Source organism: Pseudomonas sp. Pf153 (assembly GCF_001269775.1).
Lineage (GTDB): Bacteria > Pseudomonadota > Gammaproteobacteria > Pseudomonadales > Pseudomonadaceae > Aquipseudomonas > Aquipseudomonas uvaldensis.
Genome location: NZ_LHVL01000012.1, coordinates 1 through 20,562, shown reverse-complemented (window position 1 = coordinate 20,562; position 20,562 = coordinate 1). Strand labels below are relative to the sequence as shown.

General features: G+C 58.9%; 17 protein-coding genes. 11 read left to right on the top strand and 6 right to left on the bottom strand.

Going from position 1 to position 20,562, the window contains the following annotated elements; translation table 11 throughout:
* Positions 1 to 55 precede the first annotated feature (55 nt).
* Positions 56 to 1,345, top strand: coding sequence for a M18 family aminopeptidase (locus AD666_RS07810; RefSeq protein WP_053149809.1), 1,290 nt, complete (start codon positions 56 to 58; stop codon positions 1,343 to 1,345).
* A 106-nt stretch (positions 1,346 to 1,451) separates the two neighbouring features.
* Complete coding sequence (locus AD666_RS07805; protein WP_053149806.1) at positions 1,452 to 1,634, top strand: hypothetical protein; 183 nt, start codon at positions 1,452 to 1,454, stop codon at positions 1,632 to 1,634.
* Positions 1,635 to 1,640: 6 nt separating this feature from the next.
* On the opposite strand, the gene AD666_RS07800 is transcribed toward AD666_RS07805, so the two are convergent.
* Entirely contained in the window at positions 1,641 to 2,372 is a 732-nt protein-coding gene (locus AD666_RS07800) for a UTRA domain-containing protein (RefSeq protein ID WP_053149801.1), read from the bottom strand.
* 352 nt (positions 2,373 to 2,724) lie between these two features.
* Between AD666_RS07800 and AD666_RS07795 the strand changes: the two genes are divergently transcribed.
* The 6 genes from AD666_RS07795 (at position 2,725) to AD666_RS07770 (ending at position 8,125) form a co-directional block, all read left to right on the top strand.
* The gene (locus tag AD666_RS07795) at positions 2,725 to 3,792 is read left to right on the top strand and encodes an ABC transporter substrate-binding protein (protein WP_053149799.1); all 1,068 of its coding nucleotides are present in this window, start codon (positions 2,725 to 2,727) and stop codon (positions 3,790 to 3,792) included.
* Positions 3,793 to 4,003: 211 nt separating this feature from the next.
* Positions 4,004 to 4,810 carry an alkaline phosphatase family protein gene (locus tag AD666_RS07790; RefSeq protein ID WP_053149798.1) on the top strand — a complete coding sequence of 269 codons (807 nt, stop codon included), beginning with the start codon at positions 4,004 to 4,006 and terminating at the stop codon, positions 4,808 to 4,810.
* Between the two features lie 5 nt (positions 4,811 to 4,815).
* On the top strand, positions 4,816 to 5,652 hold the full coding sequence (locus AD666_RS07785) for an ABC transporter permease subunit (protein WP_172679610.1): 837 nt from the start codon (positions 4,816 to 4,818) through the stop codon (positions 5,650 to 5,652).
* Positions 5,639 to 6,439, top strand: a complete 801-nt coding sequence (locus tag AD666_RS07780) for an ABC transporter permease (RefSeq protein ID WP_053149792.1) — start codon at positions 5,639 to 5,641, stop codon at positions 6,437 to 6,439. The genes AD666_RS07785 and AD666_RS07780 overlap by 14 nt, the downstream gene beginning before the upstream one ends.
* Positions 6,436 to 7,425, top strand: a complete 990-nt coding sequence (locus tag AD666_RS07775) for an ABC transporter ATP-binding protein (protein WP_053149789.1) — start codon at positions 6,436 to 6,438, stop codon at positions 7,423 to 7,425. Before AD666_RS07780 ends, AD666_RS07775 begins: the two co-directional genes overlap by 4 nt.
* A gap of 46 nt (positions 7,426 to 7,471) precedes the next feature.
* On the top strand, positions 7,472 to 8,125 hold the full coding sequence (locus tag AD666_RS07770; RefSeq protein ID WP_053149779.1) for an HAD family phosphatase: 654 nt from the start codon (positions 7,472 to 7,474) through the stop codon (positions 8,123 to 8,125).
* A 25-nt stretch (positions 8,126 to 8,150) separates the two neighbouring features.
* Here AD666_RS07770 and AD666_RS26420 read toward each other — a convergent pair whose 3' ends face one another.
* Both AD666_RS26420 and AD666_RS07760 read right to left on the bottom strand, forming a co-directional pair.
* Positions 8,151 to 9,617 (bottom strand): hypothetical protein, encoded by a 1,467-nt coding sequence (locus AD666_RS26420; RefSeq protein WP_156315923.1) that lies wholly within the window; start codon positions 9,615 to 9,617, stop codon positions 8,151 to 8,153.
* A 139-nt stretch (positions 9,618 to 9,756) separates the two neighbouring features.
* Positions 9,757 to 10,002, bottom strand: a complete 246-nt coding sequence (locus AD666_RS07760; protein ID WP_053149769.1) for a hypothetical protein — start codon at positions 10,000 to 10,002, stop codon at positions 9,757 to 9,759.
* 221 nt (positions 10,003 to 10,223) lie between these two features.
* Between AD666_RS07760 and AD666_RS26415 the strand changes: the two genes are divergently transcribed.
* Entirely contained in the window at positions 10,224 to 11,822 is a 1,599-nt protein-coding gene (locus AD666_RS26415; protein ID WP_156315922.1) for a hypothetical protein, read from the top strand.
* Between the two features lie 91 nt (positions 11,823 to 11,913).
* On the opposite strand, the gene AD666_RS07745 is transcribed toward AD666_RS26415, so the two are convergent.
* Positions 11,914 to 12,876: an NAD(P)H-quinone oxidoreductase gene (locus AD666_RS07745; protein WP_053149760.1), complete on the bottom strand. Its 963-nt coding sequence runs from the start codon at positions 12,874 to 12,876 to the stop codon at positions 11,914 to 11,916.
* A 139-nt stretch (positions 12,877 to 13,015) separates the two neighbouring features.
* Between AD666_RS07745 and AD666_RS07740 the strand changes: the two genes are divergently transcribed.
* Complete coding sequence (locus tag AD666_RS07740) at positions 13,016 to 15,094, top strand: carboxy terminal-processing peptidase (protein WP_172679606.1); 2,079 nt, start codon at positions 13,016 to 13,018, stop codon at positions 15,092 to 15,094.
* A 127-nt stretch (positions 15,095 to 15,221) separates the two neighbouring features.
* On the top strand, positions 15,222 to 16,997 hold the full coding sequence (locus AD666_RS07735) for a bifunctional diguanylate cyclase/phosphodiesterase (RefSeq protein ID WP_053149754.1): 1,776 nt from the start codon (positions 15,222 to 15,224) through the stop codon (positions 16,995 to 16,997).
* Between the two features lie 22 nt (positions 16,998 to 17,019).
* Here the strand turns inward: AD666_RS07735 and AD666_RS07730 are convergent, their stop codons facing one another.
* Both AD666_RS07730 and AD666_RS07725 read right to left on the bottom strand, forming a co-directional pair.
* Positions 17,020 to 17,442 (bottom strand): hypothetical protein, encoded by a 423-nt coding sequence (locus AD666_RS07730; protein WP_053149751.1) that lies wholly within the window; start codon positions 17,440 to 17,442, stop codon positions 17,020 to 17,022.
* Positions 17,443 to 17,468: 26 nt separating this feature from the next.
* On the bottom strand, positions 17,469 to 20,562 hold a 3,094-nt coding region (locus tag AD666_RS07725), incomplete at its 5' end, for an RHS repeat-associated core domain-containing protein (protein ID WP_172679605.1).

The following is a 20,562-nucleotide window of genomic DNA, read 5'->3' as shown; positions in this document are numbered from 1 at the left end:
GCAACGCAGGCGGACGATGGGGTAAACTCCCGACCATTGCTGTCTGGAGCTATTTATGCGCGCAGAGTTGAACCAGGGCCTGATCGACTTTCTCAAGGCCTCCCCTACCCCGTTCCATGCCACCGCCAGCCTCGCCAAGCGCCTTGAAGCGGCGGGTTATCAACGTCTCGATGAACGCGAAACCTGGGCCACCGAGGCCAACGGTCGCTATTACGTCACGCGCAACGACTCCTCGATCATCGCCTTCAAACTGGGGCGCAATGCGCCTTTGCACGACGGCATCCGCCTGGTGGGCGCCCACACTGACAGCCCGTGCCTGCGGGTCAAGCCGCAGCCTGAGTTGCAACGCCACGGGTTTTGGCAGTTGGGTGTGGAAGTCTACGGGGGCGCGTTGCTGGCGCCGTGGTTCGACCGTGACCTTTCCCTGGCCGGACGCGTGACCTTCCGCCGTGATGGCAAGGTCGAAAGCCAACTGATCGATTTCAAGGCGCCGATCGCCACGATTCCAAACCTGGCCATCCACCTCAATCGCGAGGCCAACCAGGGCTGGGCCATCAACCCACAGAACGAGTTACCGCCGATCCTCGCCCAGTTCGCCGGCGATGAGCGCGTCGACTTCCGTGCCGTGCTCACCGACCAACTGGCTCGCGAACATGGCCTGAATGCCGATGTGGTGCTCGATTACGAGCTGAGCTTCTACGACACCCAAAGCGCTGCCATCGTTGGCCTGCATGGCGATTTCATTGCCGGTGCGCGCCTGGACAACCTGCTGTCGTGCTATGCCGGCCTGCAAGCCTTGCTGAAAGCTGATACCGAAGAAACCTGCGTATTAGTGTGCAACGATCACGAAGAAGTCGGCTCCTGTTCGGCCTGTGGTGCCGATGGTCCGATGTTGGAACAGACGTTGCGCCGCCTGCTCCCCGACGGTGAGGAATTTGTACGGGCCATCCAGAAATCACTGCTGGTTTCTGCCGATAATGCCCACGGCGTCCACCCCAACTACGCCGACAAACACGACGCCAACCACGGGCCCAAGCTCAACGCCGGCCCGGTGATCAAGGTCAACTCCAACCAACGCTATGCCACTAACAGCGAAACCGCCGGGTTCTTCCGCCATCTGTGCATGGCCGAAGAGGTGCCGGTGCAAAGCTTCGTGGTGCGCAGCGACATGGGCTGCGGTTCGACCATCGGACCAATCACCGCCAGCCAACTGGGCGTGCGTACCGTGGACATCGGCCTGCCAACCTTCGCCATGCACTCGATCCGTGAACTGTGCGGCAGCCACGACCTTGCCCATCTGGTGAAGGTGTTGAGTGCGTTCTACGCGAGTCGCGAGTTGCCGTAGAAACAACTGCTTGCCTGCACGATCAGGGTGGGTTGATGTACATCACCCCACCCTGAGCAAACCCCAACTAAACTGACCTTATTCCTCCCTGGATAAGGCTGTCGCCATGATTTCCATGTCTTCGCTCAATGCCATGCTGGTGCCCATCCTCGCCGGCATGATCCTGTTGGGCATAGGCTTCAACTTCCGAGACAAGAACGTCGGGGTCTTTGCCATGTGGATCGGCATGCTGCTGATCCTCGCCACGGTGTTGTTCCGGATTCTCTCCAAACTCAACGAGTCGCTGTAACGCTCGTCAGGCCATGAGTGGCTGCTCCGGCACATCGACCCCGACATGGATCGCATCGTGTCGCCAGAACTCCAGGTCGCAGTCGATCAGTCGTTGGTGCTGATCGTAGTTGACCCGTGCGATTCGCAAGCCGGGGCTACCGACCGACACTTTCAGCGCCGCCGCTGCTTCCGGCTGCAAGGATGTGGGGACGATTTCAAATTTCACCCGGCCGTAATGCAGGTCGTAATGACGGGCGTACAACTCCGTCATGGACTGGTTAAGGTCGAACTCCAGGATGTCGGGAAAGTACTGCGGGTTCAGATAATGCTCGACATAGAGCACCAGGCGCTCATCGATACGCCGCACGCGGCAGATCTGGATCACGCTCGACAACGCCGGCAACTGCAACCAGGCACACACCGCCGCCGACGCCGGTTGCAGGCGCGCCGAAATTACCTGGGTTGAAGGCACTCGCCCCTGGGCGGCCACCATGGCGTGGAAATGGCTGCGCTGCATCAGGTTATAGGCCAGGCGAGGCGGCGAGACGAACCAGCCACGACGTTCCTCGCGGTAGATCTGCCCTTGGGCTTCGAGCTGCAACAAAGCCTCACGCACGGTGATGCGCGTTGTCCCGAACAACTCACTGAGCTTGCGCTCGGCCGGTAATTTGCTGCCGGGGGCCAGCAATCCGTGCTCAAGCTGCTCTTGCAGGACCTGCCCGATGGTTGTCACCGCCTTGGTTGCATCGATGCGCATCAAACGTTACCTATCTGGACTAGACCAGCACTGTTTTCGGGCAGGATCGTGACCCCAGCGCCCCCTCTTTTCATCTTTGCAAGCCTAGGCATTGCACATGACCGGCAGATGACAGACTTGCCGGGCGGTCATTCGACACTTCCTGCAAAATCATAGCCAAGCCCTTTCAGATCAGCCGTTTAACCATGGTCTACGCTTAACTCGCAGTCATCCTGCACGAGCCTGGCAGAAGTGCTCCCCTCCCGCATCGACATCAAATTGTCACAGGGGCCGCTTAAATTGGCTCAGGTATTGCTGACCTAGACCAACACAACCGCAATCGCAGCGTTGAAAACGCCCATAGGAGCTACGGATGAAACAGCTTTTCCTGGCATCACTGTTAGGCTCGACCATCGCCATGTGCACCACCGCCATGGCCGCTGAGACCAATCTGAAGGATCTGGAAGCCGCTGCGAAAGCGGAAGGCGCCGTGAACAGCGTCGGCATGCCCGACGACTGGGCGAACTGGAAAGGCACCTGGGATGACCTGGCCAAGCTCTACGGCCTGAAGCATATCGACACCGACATGAGCTCGGCCCAGGAAATCGCCAAGTTTGCCGCCGAGAAAGACAACGCCAGCGCCGATATCGGTGACGTGGGCGCGGCCTTCGGCCCGATTGCGGTCAAGCAGGGCGTGGTCCAGCCTTACAAGCCAAGCACCTGGGAACAGGTTCCGGACTGGGCCAAGGACAAGGACGGTAACTGGGCCCTGGCCTACACCGGCACCATTGCCTTCATCGTCAACAAGAAGCTGTTGCACGGTTCCGAAGTGCCTACCAAATGGGCTGACCTGAAAGGCGGCAAATACAAGGTTTCCATCGGTGACGTGAGCACTGCGGCCCAGGCCGCCAACGGCGTGCTGGCAGCCGCCCTGGCGAACGGCGGCGACGAAAAGAACCTGCAGCCGGCCTTGCTGATGTTCGCCGAACTCGCCAAGCAGGGCCGCCTGTCCATGGCCAACCCGACCATCGCCACCATGGAAAAGGGTGAAGTCGAAGTGGGCGTGGTCTGGGATTTCAACGGCCTGAGCTACAAGGCCAAGATGGCCGACCCGGATGACTACGTCGTGCTGATTCCGTCCGATGGCTCGGTCATTTCCGGCTACACCACCATCATCAACAAATACGCCAAGCACCCGAACGCCGCCAAGCTGACCCGTGAGTACATCTTCAGCGACGCCGGCCAGATCAACCTGGCCAAGGGCAACGCACGTCCGATCCGTGCCGAACACTTGAAGCTGCCTGAAGAGGTGAAGGCCAAGCTGCTGCCCAACGAGCAGTACAAGGGCGTGACGCCGATCAAGGACGCCGATGCGTGGGAGAAGACGTCCAAGAAGCTGCCGCAGGATTGGCAGGAAACCGTGATCATCGAGATGAAGTGAGGCGGTAGCTCCCGCTCGGACGTGCACAGCAGATCTTTGTGGGAGCGGGCCCTGTGGGAGCCGAGCTTGCTCGCGATGAACGATGACACGGTCTTGCTATTGAACCGCGTCGCCTTCATCGCGAGCAAGCTCGGCTCCCACAAAAGCCCGCTCCCACACTGGAGCGGTGTCGATCCGGGTTTACTGGTATCTGTCCGGAGTCCCGGTCCCCATGAAGCACAATGTCATCCTGGTAGTGCTCGACGGCCTCAATTACGAAGTCGCACGGCATGCCATGGGGCATCTGCAGGCATATGTCGGCGCAGGACGCGCGGCGCTCTACAAACTGGAATGTGAACTGCCCGCCCTGTCCCGCCCTCTCTACGAATGCATCCTTACCGGCGTCGGGCCCATCGACAGCGGGATCGTGCACAACAACGTCTCGCGCCTGTCGAACCAGCGCAGCATTTTCCACTACGCCACCGACGCCGGGTTGAGCACGGCAGCGGCGGCCTACCACTGGATCAGCGAACTGTATAACGCCTCGCCGTTCATATCGGCTCGCGACCGGCATACCGAAAATCCCGACCTGCCGATCCAGTACGGGCATTTCTACTGGAACGACCATTATCCCGATTCCCACCTGTTCGCCGATGCCGAACATCTGCGCCAGCGCTACACGCCCAACTTCCTGCTGGTGCATCCGATGAACATCGACGACGCCGGCCACCAACACGGCCTCGACACCCCGCAATACCGCAACAGCGCCCGCTCGGCCGACATCAACCTGGCGGTCTATCTGCAAGCCTGGCTCAATGCCGGTTACCAGGTGCTGGTGACCGCCGATCACGGCATGAACAACGACCGCTCCCACAACGGCCTGCTGGCCGAGGAACGCGAGGTGCCGCTGTTTGTCCTGGGCGACGGCTTCAGCCTCGACCCCGACGCAACGCCTCGCCAAATCGACTTGTGCGGCACCGTCTGCCAATTGCTAGGTGTCGACCACGACAAGCCCTATTGCCAGGAGTTGCTCAAGTGAATGCCATGACCCGCGGCAAATGGCTGGCAGTGCTATGCCTGGTGCCCTTCGCGATTTTCTTTATCGTGTTCCAGATCGCACCGCTGCTCTGGGTGTTGATCAACAGCCTGGAGTCGGAAGAATTCGGTTGGGGCCTGGCCAATTTCAGCAAGATCATCAATTCGAAGTTCTACCGCCAGGCGATCCAGCACAGCCTGGAGATCAGCTTCTGGTCCAGCGTATTCGGCATCGTCATCGCCGTGCTGGGCAGCTACTCATTGCGTCGGGTCGATTCGCGGCTGCGCAACTTCGTCAATGCCTTCGCCAACATGACCAGCAATTTCGCCGGCGTGCCCCTGGCCTTCGCCTTCATCATTCTGCTGGGGTTCAACGGCAGCATCACCCTCATGCTCAAACAGGCCGGGATCATCGAGGACTTCAACCTGTATTCGAAAACCGGTTTGATCATTCTCTACACCTACTTCCAGATTCCCCTGGGCGTGCTGCTGCTCTATCCGGCCTTCGATGCGCTGCGTGAAGACTGGCGCGAATCGGCTGCACTGCTGGGGGCCAGCGGCTGGCAGTTCTGGCGACACATCGGCCTGCCGGTGCTGACCCCGGCGCTGTTAGGCACCTTCGTAATCCTGCTGGCCAACGCCCTCGGCGCCTACGCCACGGTCTATGCGCTGACCACCGGTAATTTCAACGTCCTGCCGATTCGCATCGCCGCCATGGTTTCCGGGGACATTTCCCTGGACCCGAACATGGCCAGCGCCCTGGCCGTGGTGCTGGTGGCGCTGATGACCCTGGTGACCGTCATCCATCAGTTGCTGCTCAAGAGGAGCTATCATGTCGCGCGCTGAATCGGGGCCCGTCGGGCTCTATCATCGGATGGTGGTGTACCTGCTGTTTGCCGTCCTGCTGCTGCCCTTGGCCGGTACCCTGATCTACTCCATCGCCAGCAGTTGGTCGGCCACCGTGCTGCCTGGCGGCTTTACCTTCAAATGGTATGTGCAGCTGTGGAGCGATCCGCGTTTCCTGGCGGCCTTCGGCCAATCACTGGTGGTGTGCGTCGGGGCGCTGGTGCTCTCGGTGGTGCTGATCCTGCCGCTGCTGTTCGTGGTGCACTACCACTTCCCGAAACTCGACGCGCTGATGAACATCCTGATCCTGCTGCCCTTCGCCGTGCCACCGGTAGTGTCATCGGTGGGATTGCTGCAACTCTACGGCTCCGGACCGCTGGCGATGGTGGGTACGCCGTGGATTCTGATCGGCTGTTATTTCACCGTCGCCCTGCCGTTCATGTATCGGGCGATCACCAACAACCTGCAAGCCATCAACCTGCGTGACCTGATGGACGCCGCCCAACTGCTCGGCGCCAGTACGTTCCAGGCAGCCTTGCTGGTGGTGCTGCCAAACCTGCGCAAGGGCCTGATGGTGGCGCTGCTGCTGTCGTTCTCGTTCCTGTTCGGCGAGTTCGTGTTCGCCAACATTCTGGTGGGCACCCGCTATGAAACCCTGCAGGTGTACCTGAACAACATGCGCAACAGCAGTGGCCATTTCACCAGCGCACTGGTGATTTCCTATTTCTTCTTCGTACTGGTCCTGACCTGGGCGGCCAACATCTTGAACAAGGACAAAAGCCAATGAGCTATGTCAGCGTCCAACACCTGCAAAAGACCTATGCCGGCACGCCGGTGTTCAGCGATATCAACTGCGAGATCGGCAAGGGCGAGTTCGTCACCCTCCTCGGCCCCTCCGGCTGCGGCAAATCCACGCTGCTGCGCTGCATCGCCGGCCTGACGGCGGTGGATGCCGGCCAGATCCTGCTGGACGGCCAGGACATCGTCCCGCTAAGCCCGCAGAAACGTGGCATCGGCATGGTGTTCCAGAGCTACGCCCTGTTCCCCAACATGACCGTCGAACAGAACGTTGCCTTCGGCCTGCGCATGCAGAAGATCCAGGCCGAGGACAGCCGCCAGCGCGTCTCCGAGATCCTGCGGCTGGTGGAGCTACACGATTTTGCTGCCCGCTATCCTCATCAACTCTCCGGCGGGCAATGCCAGCGCGTCGCTCTTGCCCGCTCCCTGGTGACCCGGCCGCGCCTGTTACTGCTGGACGAACCGTTGTCGGCCCTGGATGCGCGAATTCGTAAACACCTGCGCGAACAGATCCGTCAGATCCAGCGCGAACTGGGCCTGACCACGATTTTCGTCACACATGATCAGGAAGAAGCCCTGACCATGTCTGACCGGATTTTCCTGATGAACCAAGGAAAGATCGTACAGAGCGGCGATGCCGAAACCCTTTACACTGCGCCCGTCGATGTATTTGCCGCCGGATTCATCGGCAACTACAACCTGCTGGACGCCGAGAGCGCCACACGGCTGCTGCAACGTCCGGTAAACAGCCGCATCGCGATTCGCCCCGAAGCCATCGAGCTGAACCGCGGCGGTGAGGCCGATGCGCTGATCCGCAGCCACAGCCTGTTGGGCAATGTCATCCGCTACCGGGTCGAGGCCCGTGGCGTAGAACTGGTGGTGGATGTGCTCAACCGCTCCGCCGCCGACCTGCACCCTGATGGCGCTCGATTGGCACTTTCCATCGATCCGTCGGCGCTGTGTGAGGTAGCCTGATGGCTTTGTCGATTCTGAAGCTGATACTGAAAAGGGAAACGCGCTGATGGCCCTGGCAATTTTTGATCTGGACGAAACCCTGATCCACGGCGATTGCGCCACCCTCTGGAGCGAGCAGATGGGTCGCCTGGGATGGGTTGATCCCGAGTCGTTCATGCGCCGCAACAACGAGCTGATGGACGCCTACAGCCACGGCAAGCTGCGCATGGAAGAGTACATGGATTTCAGCCTGGAGCCGATGATCGGTCGCACGCCGGAAGAAATCGAACACCTGGTGACGCCCTGGGTAGAGGATTTCATCGAACCGATCATTTTCAGCGACGCCACCAAGGCCATCGCCGAACACCGCAAGGCCGGCGACCGGATTCTGGTGATCTCCGCCTCGGGCACGCACCTGGTCAAACCGATTGCCGAACGCCTGGGCATCGATGAGATCCTGGCCATCGACCTCGAAGTGGTCCACGGCGTGTACAGCGGTAAGACCGTAGGCACCCTGACTTACCGTGAAGGCAAGATTACGCGCCTGCTGGATTGGCTGGATGCCGAGGAAGAAAACCTGGAAGGCGCGAGCTTCTACTCGGACTCCCGCAATGATTTGCCGCTGTTGCTGCGGGTGGATCATCCGCATGTGGTGAACCCGGACCCCATGTTGCTTGAACACGCAGAGAAAGCCGGATGGCCGATTCACCAGTGGAAATAGCTGGAGATTCAAACATTACCGCAGCTCAATGAGGTATTACATACAGCGCGCCGGTTACGCTTGGCTCTCCAGGCAGGGCGCAAGCGAGCCCATTGGTCTGTTCCGCATGGTAGTAGGTGTAATAACCCGCCGGGCAAACACCACCGTGCTCACCCAGCCAATATCTGCCACGGGGAAGGGGAAAAGGCTGTGCATACAGGTGTTCGAGATTCTGAAACTGCCCGCTGCTATTGATGATGAATCCTCCCGATGCGCTCAGCCACCGATGAAAGTCCGCGACGCCACTGAAAGTGCCTGGCTGCACGACGCCCAACAGCCAGGTATTGCTCACCTGCACGGGGTAGGTTAATGACTGTGCCGGCGTGCTCGAGTCAGATACGGTAACGACCGTGTTGCCTCGCCTTATGCCTGTCACCTTGCCGCCGGGAGTGACCGATGCTACCTGGGGGTTGCTGGACACATACCGGTACGGCGGTGTTCCTCCCACACCCCTGCGAGTCAGCGCGTTGTCCTTGGCATCGCCCCCCGCCTGCGGCCACGATGCGAAAATCCTGAAACCGTTCAACGCCATCGGCGCTTGACCCACTGAAAGCGGTCCCCCCGGGAAAAAAGCCTGATCGGTGCTGCGATAGGCAAACGTCGCGTTCCCCGTCGGTGCCGCTGGCAGCGTCAAAGCGATAATCGGAACCCACTTGTGGGTTTCAAGGTAAAAATTTCGCTGGTCAGTTTGTGCGCCGGTCAGCCCGCCGGACGTGTAAAAAAAGGCTTCGACAGGTAGGTCACCACCAATATTCTGGGCCCAAGTAGCTAAGCGCAGTTCATTCTGGACAGGCGCAATACTCGTATCGTCATAACCCAGCGCCCGTGCTTCGAGGCTGGCGTGGAACGCACTTGCCGCAGCACCACCAAGCACCTCGCGAACATTGAAGCCGCATTGATGCGGTGGGCGTTGTTGCGACGGCACAGATTGATAGTGCGCCAGCCATTGCGCAGCCGTGGTAATCCCCTGGGATTGGCATTCCCGACTACTGCCAGGGAATGCCTGATACTGTCCGCAACCTTTCTCGTCTCTGTCCAGCGTCCAGCTATCCACAGGAAAGGAACACAATACGTCTGGCTGGACGGCTGCCCGTACGGAATCAAGATAAGGCCGGAACATAAAGCCATTGGCATAGCCATAGCTCAGGCGGATGTATTTCGCATCCTCTCGAAGAAACGAGAATGACACGCCGCCACTGTTGACCGACAGCGGACTTGGGTTCCAAGGGAAGAATGATTCCGATGCAACCGTTCCCCTGAGCATGATGCCCGAGCACAAATAAGCTGGCCGAGCGGAGTCGCAAGCGATCACTTTTGTACGATAACGAGTGGTCAGATCGATCGCTGTTTGCGCTCCCAGTGCATCGGCATCGTTCGTATGCAACTGCCTTGAAGGCGTACTGCATCCCAGCAGCAACGCGATGCCCACGGCACTCAGTGACGGTTTTCTCATTGCCATCGCTCTGGAAGGAGGCGTGTTCTGCGAGAGCCAGGTTTGCTCAAGGTAGAAATGCCTCGCTAACCGGCCAGATCATGGAGGCCGCATCGCGGGCAAGCCTTGCTTCCACAGGTCCGTGCAAACGGCGGCGTCGTCATTTGAATCTGGAAAAGGCAGTGGCAAGCTCTAGCAGAATCGTTTCGTCCTGCATGTCAAAGTCATCATCGTCATCAACGTCAGTTTTGACGTTAACCGTATCGTAGGCGCCATCTTTTACCGACGAAGAAACAAAGGTGGCGAACTGAAATGCAGTACCCAAGTAGAACTCGATGACAACTTCGGGCGACTTATTGCTGGTATCGACTTCTGCCATGAACAGGCGGAGCTCTCTGGTAGCCATCACAACACCTCTGCTATTGGTGGAAAATTAATCAGAGTGACATCCAGCCACCCCCCCAATTAAGGGAAGTTCAAATCCTGGCGTCTACTGTCAGACCTGACAGGTCAAATACCTGTCCGACGGATGGTACCTGTTATTTCTGACAGTAGACGTCAGGTCGTGATTCGTTGGTAATAACGCTTCGTTCACTCTGAGCCTCCTCTTTACGGCAGAAGCGCAACATGAACAAGCACATCCAACGAAAAGTTATCTTTATCTCGGGCAATAAAATTTTGCTCGCAGCGCTTACACTCTTTTTATTTTTTGGCTGCGCACAACTTCCCCCCCATCAATCAAACACCCTGGACAGCCCAACTTATCCAAGTAGCGGCGAAGAAACAGCCAGAAACCTGACGGCAGCTTATCAAAATACTGCCGCCGACTGCGGAGCGCCAACTACACCGGCCTTTCTCTGTTCAGGGGTGATACTACGAATTACAAAAACCAGCGACAATTATGACCCTTGGGACCACAGCGACTTTTCCAAAAAGACCGATGCAGTTTCTTTTTCCTACCTGAGAGCGGATGCAAAATTCGTTCGTGTACCTTGGTATGGCGGCAACGGCCTTATCTTCTATCCTTACCTGAATGCGCCTCCCGACAAAAGCAGGCCGGAAATCATCTGTTATTTCCCACTCGACGGCGCTACTTTCTATCGGGATGCGGCAGGGCAATATGGTTGCAGGGACAGTATTGTTCCGCCTAGAGTATTTCCTGACAGCATACCTTGTCGTGAACAGAGCATCGTCACAGCCGAGCAATGGGTGGCTCATTATCAAACAGCCACTCCATATAAAACTGCCCACTCCTGCGCCTTTATAGTAACGAACAGCCTGGATGCTGAGGCAGTCCAAGCCTTCAATCAGGCCATTCGGGTTCGTTCGCTAATCCCCACTGAGGCTTTAGCCGATCATAACGAATTACGAATCAAAGCCTGGCCTGAAAATCAGCCAGGGACATTACCGATTCAAGCCTTCTTTTATATCGGTCCAGGTCTGGAGAACGCACAAATCGACCAACGGAAATACTATGAACGAACCGGCGGAATTGTCGTGCCCATCATTAGTCTTACCTTGCCGACCACCGCCTCGGAGGACGCCACGTTCGTTTATAACGCCGCTGACCAGGCCGTTCTGCCCGAACTACCTGGAAAAATCAAACCCAAGGTACCCAAAACCTATAACGCCGCAGGCGATCACCTGAAAATGAGCGACATCTACACTGACGCTCATGTGGATGTCGAAGTACCTCACTACACCGGTATGCATGCCACCGATACCATCAGAGTACGCTGGCAGGGTCGGGTCAACTACAACAGCCCAATTATCGAAGTGGGCGATCCCCCCGGAAAAAGGTTGATTCCAGTTCCTCGACTGGAGGTCGTTGACAATATCGGTCGATCCGTTGAGGTCGGCTATTCGGTCAAAGAGAAAGGTGTCGGGGAAACGATAGAGTCGTCGCGATTGACGCTGCATATCGACCCGCAAACGGTTCATCCGTTACCGCCTCCAAGGTATTCAGCATCCCAGGTGACCGTGGACAATGACAGCCTGACCGGCTACTCCATCAGGGCGCGTTGGACCGGTGTCACGACGCACGACACCGAATCACAGAGCATGACGCCTGGCCAGGCCAACGTATTCAATATCCCTGGCACATGGATCACCGAAAACAGCGGAAAAACGGTGTTGGTCAATTATTCGATTGTCCGTGACAACAGCAGCGAGCAACGTATGTTTTCGCAGGTCCTAAGGGTCAGTATTACCTCGCCCAGTCAATAATGGGCTGCGGCAGAGGGACCCGAAGAGACGTGGTCGGGGGTTGATCCTCATGGTCGCCGGGACGGCCTTGAGGATCAGATACCGCGTTAAATCAGCTCAAGCTTTCATCGATCAATAGCACCAACTTACCCGAGACCTGGTTGCTGGCCAGCCTGTCAAATGCCGCACCGGCATCTTTTACCGAAAAGGTTTCGGCCAACTGCGGGTTCAGGCGTTTATCAGCAAACAATGGCCAGACATGCTCGCCCAACTCTCGCAGCAGATCGGCTTTGAACTGCTCATCGCGGCTGCGCAAGGTCGAGCCCACCAACTGGATCCGCTTGGCGAGGATCTTCGCCAGATCCAGCTGGGTTTCCCGCCCTCCCATCAAACCGATCAGAACCCACCGCCCGTCAACTGACAAAAGTTTCACGTTGAGCCGGGCGTAGCTGGCGCCCACTGGGTCGAGGATCACATCGAAGGGACCGAAGGCCTCCAATTGCTCGATGTCTTCGGTGCGCACCACGCCACCCTGGGCCCCCAAAGCTTGGCAATAAGCCAGCCGATCAGCCGAACCGACACTGACCCAGCACGGATTGCCGAACGCCTTGCACAGCTGGATGGCGGCCGAGCCGACGCCACTGGCGCCGGCGTGCAGCAGCACTTTCTCGCCCGGCTTGAGCGCTGCCAACTGAAACAGATTCAGCCACGCCGTGCTGTAGACCTCAGGCAATGCGGCGGCTTCAGCTAATGACAACCCTTCTGGCACCGGCAGCACATGTCGGCCGTCGACCACCACTTCCTCGGCCATCCCACCGCCGGCGAGCAAGGCGCAAACGCGGTCGCCTACCTGCCAGGACGAGCCCGGCCCGACCTCGCTGATCACCCCGGAGCATTCCAATCCGAGCACTTGACTGGCACCGGGCGGCGGTGGGTAAAGCCCCGCTTTTTGCAACAAATCGGCCCGATTAAGGCCTGCCGCCGCCACACGGATGCGAACTTGCCCTGCATCACACGCAGGACTTGGTTCATCAGCCCATACCACTTGGCCTTCAACGCCTTGCAATGCTTTCACGGTGCCTCCATAGTGAGTCTCGACTGGGCCCGCTGCTGTTACACCGGGCTTTCTTGCATTATGCGCCCGGGCCACATGGAACCGGCGACTTCAAAGACGGCCTAATATGCGTTATCAATTGTCCTTGCGTCGAATCAGTATGAAGCACCTGTTCCCCAGTACCGCCCTCGCGCTTGTCATTGGCCTTGGCCTGTTGCCACTGTCGAGCGATACGTTCGCAGCCAACAGCTGGGACAAGCTTCAACCCGATCGCGACGAGGTCATCGCCAGCCTTAACGTCGTTGAGTTGCTCAAGCGCCATCATTACAGCAAGCCGCCGCTCGATGATGCACGCTCCGTCATCATCTACGACAGCTACTTGAAGCTCCTCGATCCCTCGCGCAGTTATTTCCTGGCGAGCGACATCGCTGAATTCGACAAGTGGAAGACCCAGTTCGACGATTTCCTCAAGAGTGGCGACCTGAACGCCGGGTTCATCATCTACAAGCGCTACCTGGATCGCGTGAAGGCGCGTCTGGACTACGCCCTTGCCGAACTGAACAGAGGCGTCGATAAGATCGACTTCAATACCAAGGAAACCCTGCTGGTCGACCGCAAGGATGCCCCTTGGCTCAAAAGCACTGCCGAACTCGACGACCTGTGGCGCAAACGCGTCAAGGACGAAGTGCTTCGCATGAAGATCGCCGGCAAGGATCCCAAGCAGATCCAGGAAACCCTGATCAAGCGCTACAAGAACCAGTTGGCCCGCCTGGACCAGACCCGCGCCGAAGACATCTTCCAGGCGTACATCAACACCTTCGCCATGTCCTACGACCCGCACACCAATTATCTGTCGCCGGATAACGCGGAAAACTTCGACATCAACATGAGCCTGTCCCTGGAAGGCATAGGCGCGGTGCTGCAGAGCGACAACGATCAGGTCAAGATCGTGCGCCTGGTCCCGGCTGGCCCTGCCGACAAAACCAAACAGGTCGGCCCGGCGGACAAGATCATCGGCGTCGCTCAAGGCAACAAGGAAATGGTCGACGTGGTCGGCTGGCGCCTGGACGAAGTGGTCAAGCTGATCCGTGGTCCGAAAGGCTCGGTGGTGCGTCTGGAAGTCATTCCAGCCAGCAATGCGCCGAACGACCAGACCAGCAAGATCGTGTCCATCACCCGTGAAGCGGTGAAGCTGGAAGAACAGGCGGCGAAGAAATCGGTACTGAACCTGAAGCAGGATGGCCGGGACTACAAGCTCGGCATCATCGAGATCCCGGCCTTCTACCTGGACTTCAAGGCATTCCGCGCCGGTGATCCGGACTACAAGAGCACCACTCGCGACGTCAAGAAACTGCTGACCGAACTGCAGAAGGAAAAGGTCGACGGCGTGGTCATCGACCTGCGTAACAACGGCGGTGGTTCCCTGCAGGAAGCCACCGAGCTGACCAGCCTGTTCATCGACAAGGGCCCGACGGTGCTCGTGCGTAATGCCGACGGCCGGGTGGACGTGCTGGAAGACGAAAATCCGGGCGCGTTCTACAAAGGCCCGATGGCGTTGTTGGTCAACCGCCTGTCCGCCTCGGCTTCGGAAATTTTCGCCGGCGCCATGCAGGACTACCACCGTGCGCTGATCATTGGCGGCCAGACCTTCGGTAAAGGCACGGTGCAGACCATCCAGCCGCTCAACCACGGCGAACTGAAGCTGACCCTGGCCAAGTTCTACCGGGTATCCGGCCAGAGCACCCAGCACCAGGGCGTGCTGCCTGACATCGATTACCCGTCGATCATCGACACCAAGGAAATCGGTGAAAGCGCCCTGCCCGAAGCCATGCCATGGGACACCATCCGCCCTGCGATCAAACCGGCCGTGGATCCTTTCAAACCGTTCCTGGCCCAACTCAAGTCCGAGCATGACGCCCGTACGGCCCAGGACGCAGAGTTCGTGTTCATCCGCGACAAGCTGGCCCTGGCGCAGAAGCTGATGACCGAGAAGACCGTCACCCTCAACGAAGCCGACCGTCGCGCGCAGCATGCCGACATCGAGGCCAAGCAACTGGCGATGGAAAACCTGCGACGCAAGGCCAAGGGTGAAGAACCGCTCAAGGAGCTGAAAAAAGAGGACGAAGACCTCATCACCGAGCCGGAAAAAACCAAACCGGAAGACGATGCCTACTTGAGCGAAACCGGTCGGATCCTGTTGGATTACCTGAAACTCAATACGGCGGTTGCCAAGCACTGAGGGTGATAGCCATTTAATGCCACCGCTCCTCGGAGCGTCATCAAACTGACATCATTCTGTCGTGAAATACAGGACGCGGCGCCCCTCTGAGGGGTGCCCCGTCCTTTTTTTATCGCCAGAGATTGCCATGACCACGACCGAACAGCTGAGTGCCTTGAGTTCAATTCTGGCTCAAAGCGGTTTGCACAGCCTGTTCCAACCAATCGTCTGCCTTTCCGAACGGCGTATCCTGGGTTACGAAGCGCTGACCCGAGGACCGTCCAACAGCCCTTTGCACTCCCCCATTGCTCTGCTTTCCGTGGCCCGCCAGGCCGGACGCCTCAGTGAATTGGAACTGGCCTGCCGGCGCAGCGCCTGCCAGCGTTTCAACGAGCAGAACCTGCCGGGCAAGTTGTTCCTCAACGTCTCGCCCGAATCCTTGCTGGAGTCGGCGCACCAGACTGGTCGTACGCTGCAACTGTTGCAGGATTTCGGCATACCGCCCAGCCAGGTGGTGATCGAGCTGACCGAACAGACCCCGATCGATGACTTCCAACTGCTGCAAAACGCCCTGCATCATTATCGCGCCATGGGCTTCTCCATTGCCCTGGATGACCTTGGTGCCGGGTATTCCAGCCTGCGGCTGTGGTCAGAACTGCGTCCCGACTACGTGAAAATCGACCGGCATTTCATCGATGGCATTCACCAGGACGCTCTCAAGCGCGAGTTCGTCGGCTCGATTTTGAAAATCGCCCGTACCTCACGGTCCCAGGTGATCGCCGAAGGCATCGAGCTGCCGGAGGAACTGGCGGTGTTGATGGAGATGGGGGTCGATCTGGTCCAGGGATACTTGCTGGCCCGCCCCCAGGAACAACCGTCCCGAGACGCCAGGGCGCTGATGCCCAGGCAGGACAGCGGCGTGGTGTCATTGAACGACGAGGTCAACGACCTCGGCGCCCTGCTCAACGAACAACCGGCCGTGGCCCATGACACCCCCACGGCCACCGTGCTCGACGCTTTCCGGCGCCAGGCCAACCTCAACTCTCTGGCCGTGCTGGACAACCAGGACCGCCCCTGCGGTATCGTCCACCGCCACTCGCTCTCCGATGCGCTGCTCAAGCCCTTCGCCACCGACCTGTTCGCCCGCAAACCCATCAGCCGCCTGATGAGCGATGACTTCCTGGCGGTGGAACTCAATCAATCGTTGCAACAGGTCAGCCGCCTCATCACCAGCCGCGCCCGGCAACGCATCGAAGAAGACTTCATCATCACCCTCAACGGGGGGTACCTGGGGCTGGGTCGCGTGATCGACGTGCTCAAGCTCATCACCGAGCTGAAGATCCAACAAGCCCGCTACGCCAACCCGCTGACCCTGCTGCCGGGTAACGTCCCGATCCAACAATGCCTGACGCGCCTGCTGCAACAACGGCAGGAAGCGGTAATCTGCTACGTCGACATCGACAGCTTCAAACCCTTCAATGACATCTATGGCTACGGCCGGGGCGACGAAGTCCTGCTCTGCCTGGCCCAGTGCCTGAACGAACGCATCGACCCCAGCCGCGACTTCGTCGGTCACATCGGCGGCGACGACTTCCTGCTGGTCCTCGGCCCCGAAGACTGGCGCAAGCGCCTGAATCAGCTATTGAGCGACTTCCAGACCTACTGCCGCCGGTTCTATCGGCCTGAGCACCTCGAGGCCGGCTGCTTTACCGCATTGAATCGACAGGGAGTTCGTCAGGAATTCGGATTGCTGTCGTTGTCGATCGGGGTGGTGCATTTGCGACCGGACGCTTGTGAGGAACTGGATGCGAGCCAGTTGGCGGAACTGGCTTCGCAGGCTAAGCATCATGCGAAGGAGATTTTGGGGGGGAGTTTGTATGTGGTGGAGGCGGTGGGAGTCGGGTCTATTGGGGCGATGGTATAAAGTAGGCCATCCCAGATCGTCCCTACCAAGTGGATGAATCTTCTAGTGCGGCTTTGTTGATATCTTGCTTCCACTCTTCGCTTGCTAATTTATATATATCCTCGAAGAAGCTACGCGGTGTCTGGATATCAGATACCAACCAAGGCGAAGCTGAAGGCTCATTAGTATCATAGTCATACTCAAACATAGCATCAAAATCATAAAGCTTATCCGCCAACGCCTCTTCCAACTTTCTCAAAAGTAGAAATTTATGTCTATACGACAAATACTCCTGCTCTTTAATTATGTAGTCTTTAATTATAATCCGCCGATCCGCCGCACTATTCGGATCAAGCTTTAGCAACTCTTCCCTAAAAGAATTATCTTTATATTCCGTATCTATGCCAGCCAAGAGCGAGTCGACAGTCGGCTGATATGGCAAATCAGTAAAGGGGGCGAGCAACATAATTAACTCCGTTTTTCCGAACAAGCTTAATCAATAGGAAAAGCCGTAAACGGCTTGTCCGTTTCAATTCTGTCAAACTTTACTTCAGCACCGTCCATATGCTCATTCAAGATAGGATTGTCTCTATCTCTTCTGTTGGGTTTGTACCCCCGACCGGCGCCAGGCATTTCCATCCTAACAATAGGGTTTTGTCTTCTGTCGAATCCCGTATGCGCGGGTAATCCCCGAGCTTTTCTTGTAAGTGCTTCATTTAGTGCGTGCATCTGCATCCTCCAACTCCTAAATTGGGAGCTGGAACTCACGGAACCTATTCGTCCATTTATCGTTGGATGACTCCCGTCAATTGGCCGCCGCCTTATGGCTCTATCCGGTATCTCGGGACTATGTTTGGCGATAGTATGCATGTCATATTTCCTCTCATACTCCTCTACACGTCGCTTAGCATTGGCTTCCGCTAACTCATCAATCCGAGCCCGCCGCTGCTCCGCCGTCATCGGCAGCCGCGGTTCCCCCTCATCCACCTGAGCCTTCGCCGCCGGATCCTGCTCTCCAACCGCCGGCCTACACCCACCCTTCCCCGGACAATCCACCAACCCCAACGGATCCACCCACCCCGTCGGGTTCAGGGTGTACCGGTACCCATTGAGCCCACCCGCCAGTTTGCTCGGATCAGGCGTCAGGTAGCGGCCCGTTTCCGGATTGTAGTAGCGGTGGCGGTTGTAGTGCAGGCCGCTTTCCAGGTCATGGTATTGGCCCTGGAAGCGCAGCGGTTGTTCCAAGCGTTCGCCGCCGCCGTGTTGGATCTCGCGGACTTTGCCGTAGCCGTGGTAGCGCGCCGACCAGACGATCTGGCCGCCGTAGTTGGTCAGTTCCTGGGGCGTGCCCAGGTGGTCGAGGTGGTAGTAGAACGGGCAGGTGTTCAGGCCTTTGCCGTCGAGCATCACCAAGGGGCGGAAGGTGCCCGGTTCGTAGAGGTAGCTGCGGTGGTGGCGTTTGCTGCTTTCGGCGACGAGTTGGTCGCCCTGCCAGAAAAATTCCGTGCTCAAGCCATCCACGGTCTTGCTGATGCGTCGGCCGAAGGCATCGTAGCGGTAGGACGTTTCGCGACCGTCCGCTGAGGTGACGCCGATCAGGCGGTGTTGGCTGTCGTAGCGGTATTCGGTGATCAGGGCCTGGACCGTGCCCCGGCGTTCGCGGATCAGGTTGCCGAAGGCGTCGTAGTCGTAATGGCGGTCGCCCTCCATCAGCAGACGATTGCCCTTGAGGGTGGTCGGGCCGGGGCGGTCCTGCATCAGCAGGTTGCCGGCCGGGTCGTGGGCGAAGTGTTCCGGGGGTTCGGTGTGGGAAGGGTCGATGCGGATCAGGCGATCCAGTTCGTCGTACTGGTAACCGCGTCGCCCCCGCTGGCTGTCGGTAATCGCTTCGAGATTGCCCTTGGCGCTGTAGGCATAATCGCGCCAGAACTGTGACTGCTGGTTTTGCAGCACGGTGTGGGCCTTGAGGCGGCCCTGTTCATCGTGGTCGTACTGGCTGAGCAGCAGGCCTTGCTGGCGTTGCCGCTCGCGACCGGCCTGGTAGCGGTGCTCGGTGAGACGTGCGCCGTTCAGGTCGATGGCGGTGAGCGCGCCACCCTCGGCGTGGTGGTAGTCGAGCTGACTGTTGTCCGGCAGGCGCAGGTGGTTGAGGCGTCCGCAGGCGTCGTAGCCATAGCGCAAGGTGCCCCAGCCCTGGTGTTCGGTGATGAGCCGGTCCTGGGCGTCGTATTCGAAGGCCAGGGGATGGTCGGTGCCGTCGTTGACGTCCACCAACCGCCCCAATCCGTCGTAGCGGTACGTGATCGTCTGGCCGTCAGGCAGGGTCTTGAGCTGCAGCCGCCCGGTCGCGTCGCGCTGGTAACGCGTGAGCCTTTGACTGCCGTCATCGCCGAACTCGGTTTTCTCCAGCAGGTGCCCGTTGAGGTCGTAGGCATAGGCCGTGCGTTGGCCGTCGAAGCCGATTTGCTGTCGGATCAGGCCGTTGGGCGTGTAGTCCAGCCGATATTTTTCGCCGGATTCGTTCTCGATTTCCGTCAGCAGCAGCCGCGCCGAGTCGTAGCGGTACTTCAGCTCGCTGCCATCGGGATTGAGACGACGGCTGATCAGGTGCAGGTCGTCGGCGTACTCGTAGCGGGTGACGCGGCCCTGTTCGTCGCGTGCTTCGGTGACCTTGCCGTAGGCGTTGTAGCGCCAGGCGCGGGTGGCGCCGTTGGGTAAGGTGGTCTGGAGCAAGCGACCGACGGCATCCCATTGGTAATGGATCACCCCGCCGTGCTCGTCCTGGCGAGTCAGCAACCGCCCGAGGGCGTCGTAGGCAAACAGCCGTTGGCTGCCGTCCGGCAGGGTTTCTTCCGTCAGCTGGCCCAGGCGACTGCGGGTGAAGCGGTGTTCGCTGTGGTCCGGGTAGCGGATCAAGCGCAGTTGGCCGTGGTCGTCGTAGGCGTACGCAGTGCTTTGCTGATCCGGGTCGATGACTTCGATCACGTCGCCGCGGTCGTTGCGCCGGTAGGTCCAGACGGCGTTGCCACGCGAACGCGCGTGCAGGAAACCGTTGCGGTATTCGTAGGACGTCGGCGTGTCTTCAGGTGGAATCAGCGCCACCAGCCGCCCGGCTTCGTCGTAGCGGTATTCGGTAACGGCCCCCAGCGGGTCCTGTTCGGCGACCAACCGGCCCTGTTCGTCGTAGGCCTTGAGGTGTTCGCCACCGTCGGGCTCGACCTTGCGCACCAGCCGCGCCCGGTCGTCGTGCACGTAGACCTCTTCGCTGCCGTCGAGGTGCCGCACCGTGACGCTGCCGTCCTCCCCCCAGCTGTAACGGCTGTCCATCTGCGCGAACGAGGCCCAGTGGCGGATGCAGCGGGCCGCCCTGCCGGTCCCTTGCCACTCCCAGAAAAAACTCGCGCCGCCGGCCAGTTGCCGCTGGAGGATGACGTGGGCGTCGTCGTAGTCGTAGCGCTCGCTTTCGCCGGCAGCATTGGTCGCTTCGATCAGCCGCCAACGGGCGTCGTAGCGGTAGGACACCAATGTCTGTTCGGTGCGCCAGGCCTCGTCCAGGGTCAGGGCCGGGCGGAAACTCTGATAATCG

Excerpts from the sequence above, each read along its gene's own strand:
- AD666_RS07810 (WP_053149809.1), top strand. The coding sequence starts at position 56 with ATGCGCGCAGAGTTGAACCAGGGCCTGATCGACTTTCTCAAGGCCTCC.
- AD666_RS07805 (WP_053149806.1), top strand. The coding sequence starts at position 1,452 with ATGATTTCCATGTCTTCGCTCAATGCCATGCTGGTGCCCATCCTCGCC.
- AD666_RS07800 (WP_053149801.1), bottom strand. The coding sequence starts at position 2,372 with ATGCGCATCGATGCAACCAAGGCGGTGACAACCATCGGGCAGGTCCTG.
- AD666_RS07795 (WP_053149799.1), top strand. The coding sequence starts at position 2,725 with ATGAAACAGCTTTTCCTGGCATCACTGTTAGGCTCGACCATCGCCATG.
- AD666_RS07790 (WP_053149798.1), top strand. The coding sequence starts at position 4,004 with ATGAAGCACAATGTCATCCTGGTAGTGCTCGACGGCCTCAATTACGAA.
- AD666_RS07785 (WP_172679610.1), top strand. The coding sequence starts at position 4,816 with ATGACCCGCGGCAAATGGCTGGCAGTGCTATGCCTGGTGCCCTTCGCG.
- AD666_RS07780 (WP_053149792.1), top strand. The coding sequence starts at position 5,639 with ATGTCGCGCGCTGAATCGGGGCCCGTCGGGCTCTATCATCGGATGGTG.
- AD666_RS07775 (WP_053149789.1), top strand. The coding sequence starts at position 6,436 with ATGAGCTATGTCAGCGTCCAACACCTGCAAAAGACCTATGCCGGCACG.
- AD666_RS07770 (WP_053149779.1), top strand. The coding sequence starts at position 7,472 with ATGGCCCTGGCAATTTTTGATCTGGACGAAACCCTGATCCACGGCGAT.
- AD666_RS26420 (WP_156315923.1), bottom strand. The coding sequence starts at position 9,617 with ATGAGAAAACCGTCACTGAGTGCCGTGGGCATCGCGTTGCTGCTGGGA.
- AD666_RS07760 (WP_053149769.1), bottom strand. The coding sequence starts at position 10,002 with ATGGCTACCAGAGAGCTCCGCCTGTTCATGGCAGAAGTCGATACCAGC.
- AD666_RS26415 (WP_156315922.1), top strand. The coding sequence starts at position 10,224 with ATGAACAAGCACATCCAACGAAAAGTTATCTTTATCTCGGGCAATAAA.
- AD666_RS07740 (WP_172679606.1), top strand. The coding sequence starts at position 13,016 with ATGAAGCACCTGTTCCCCAGTACCGCCCTCGCGCTTGTCATTGGCCTT.
- AD666_RS07735 (WP_053149754.1), top strand. The coding sequence starts at position 15,222 with ATGACCACGACCGAACAGCTGAGTGCCTTGAGTTCAATTCTGGCTCAA.
- AD666_RS07730 (WP_053149751.1), bottom strand. The coding sequence starts at position 17,442 with ATGTTGCTCGCCCCCTTTACTGATTTGCCATATCAGCCGACTGTCGAC.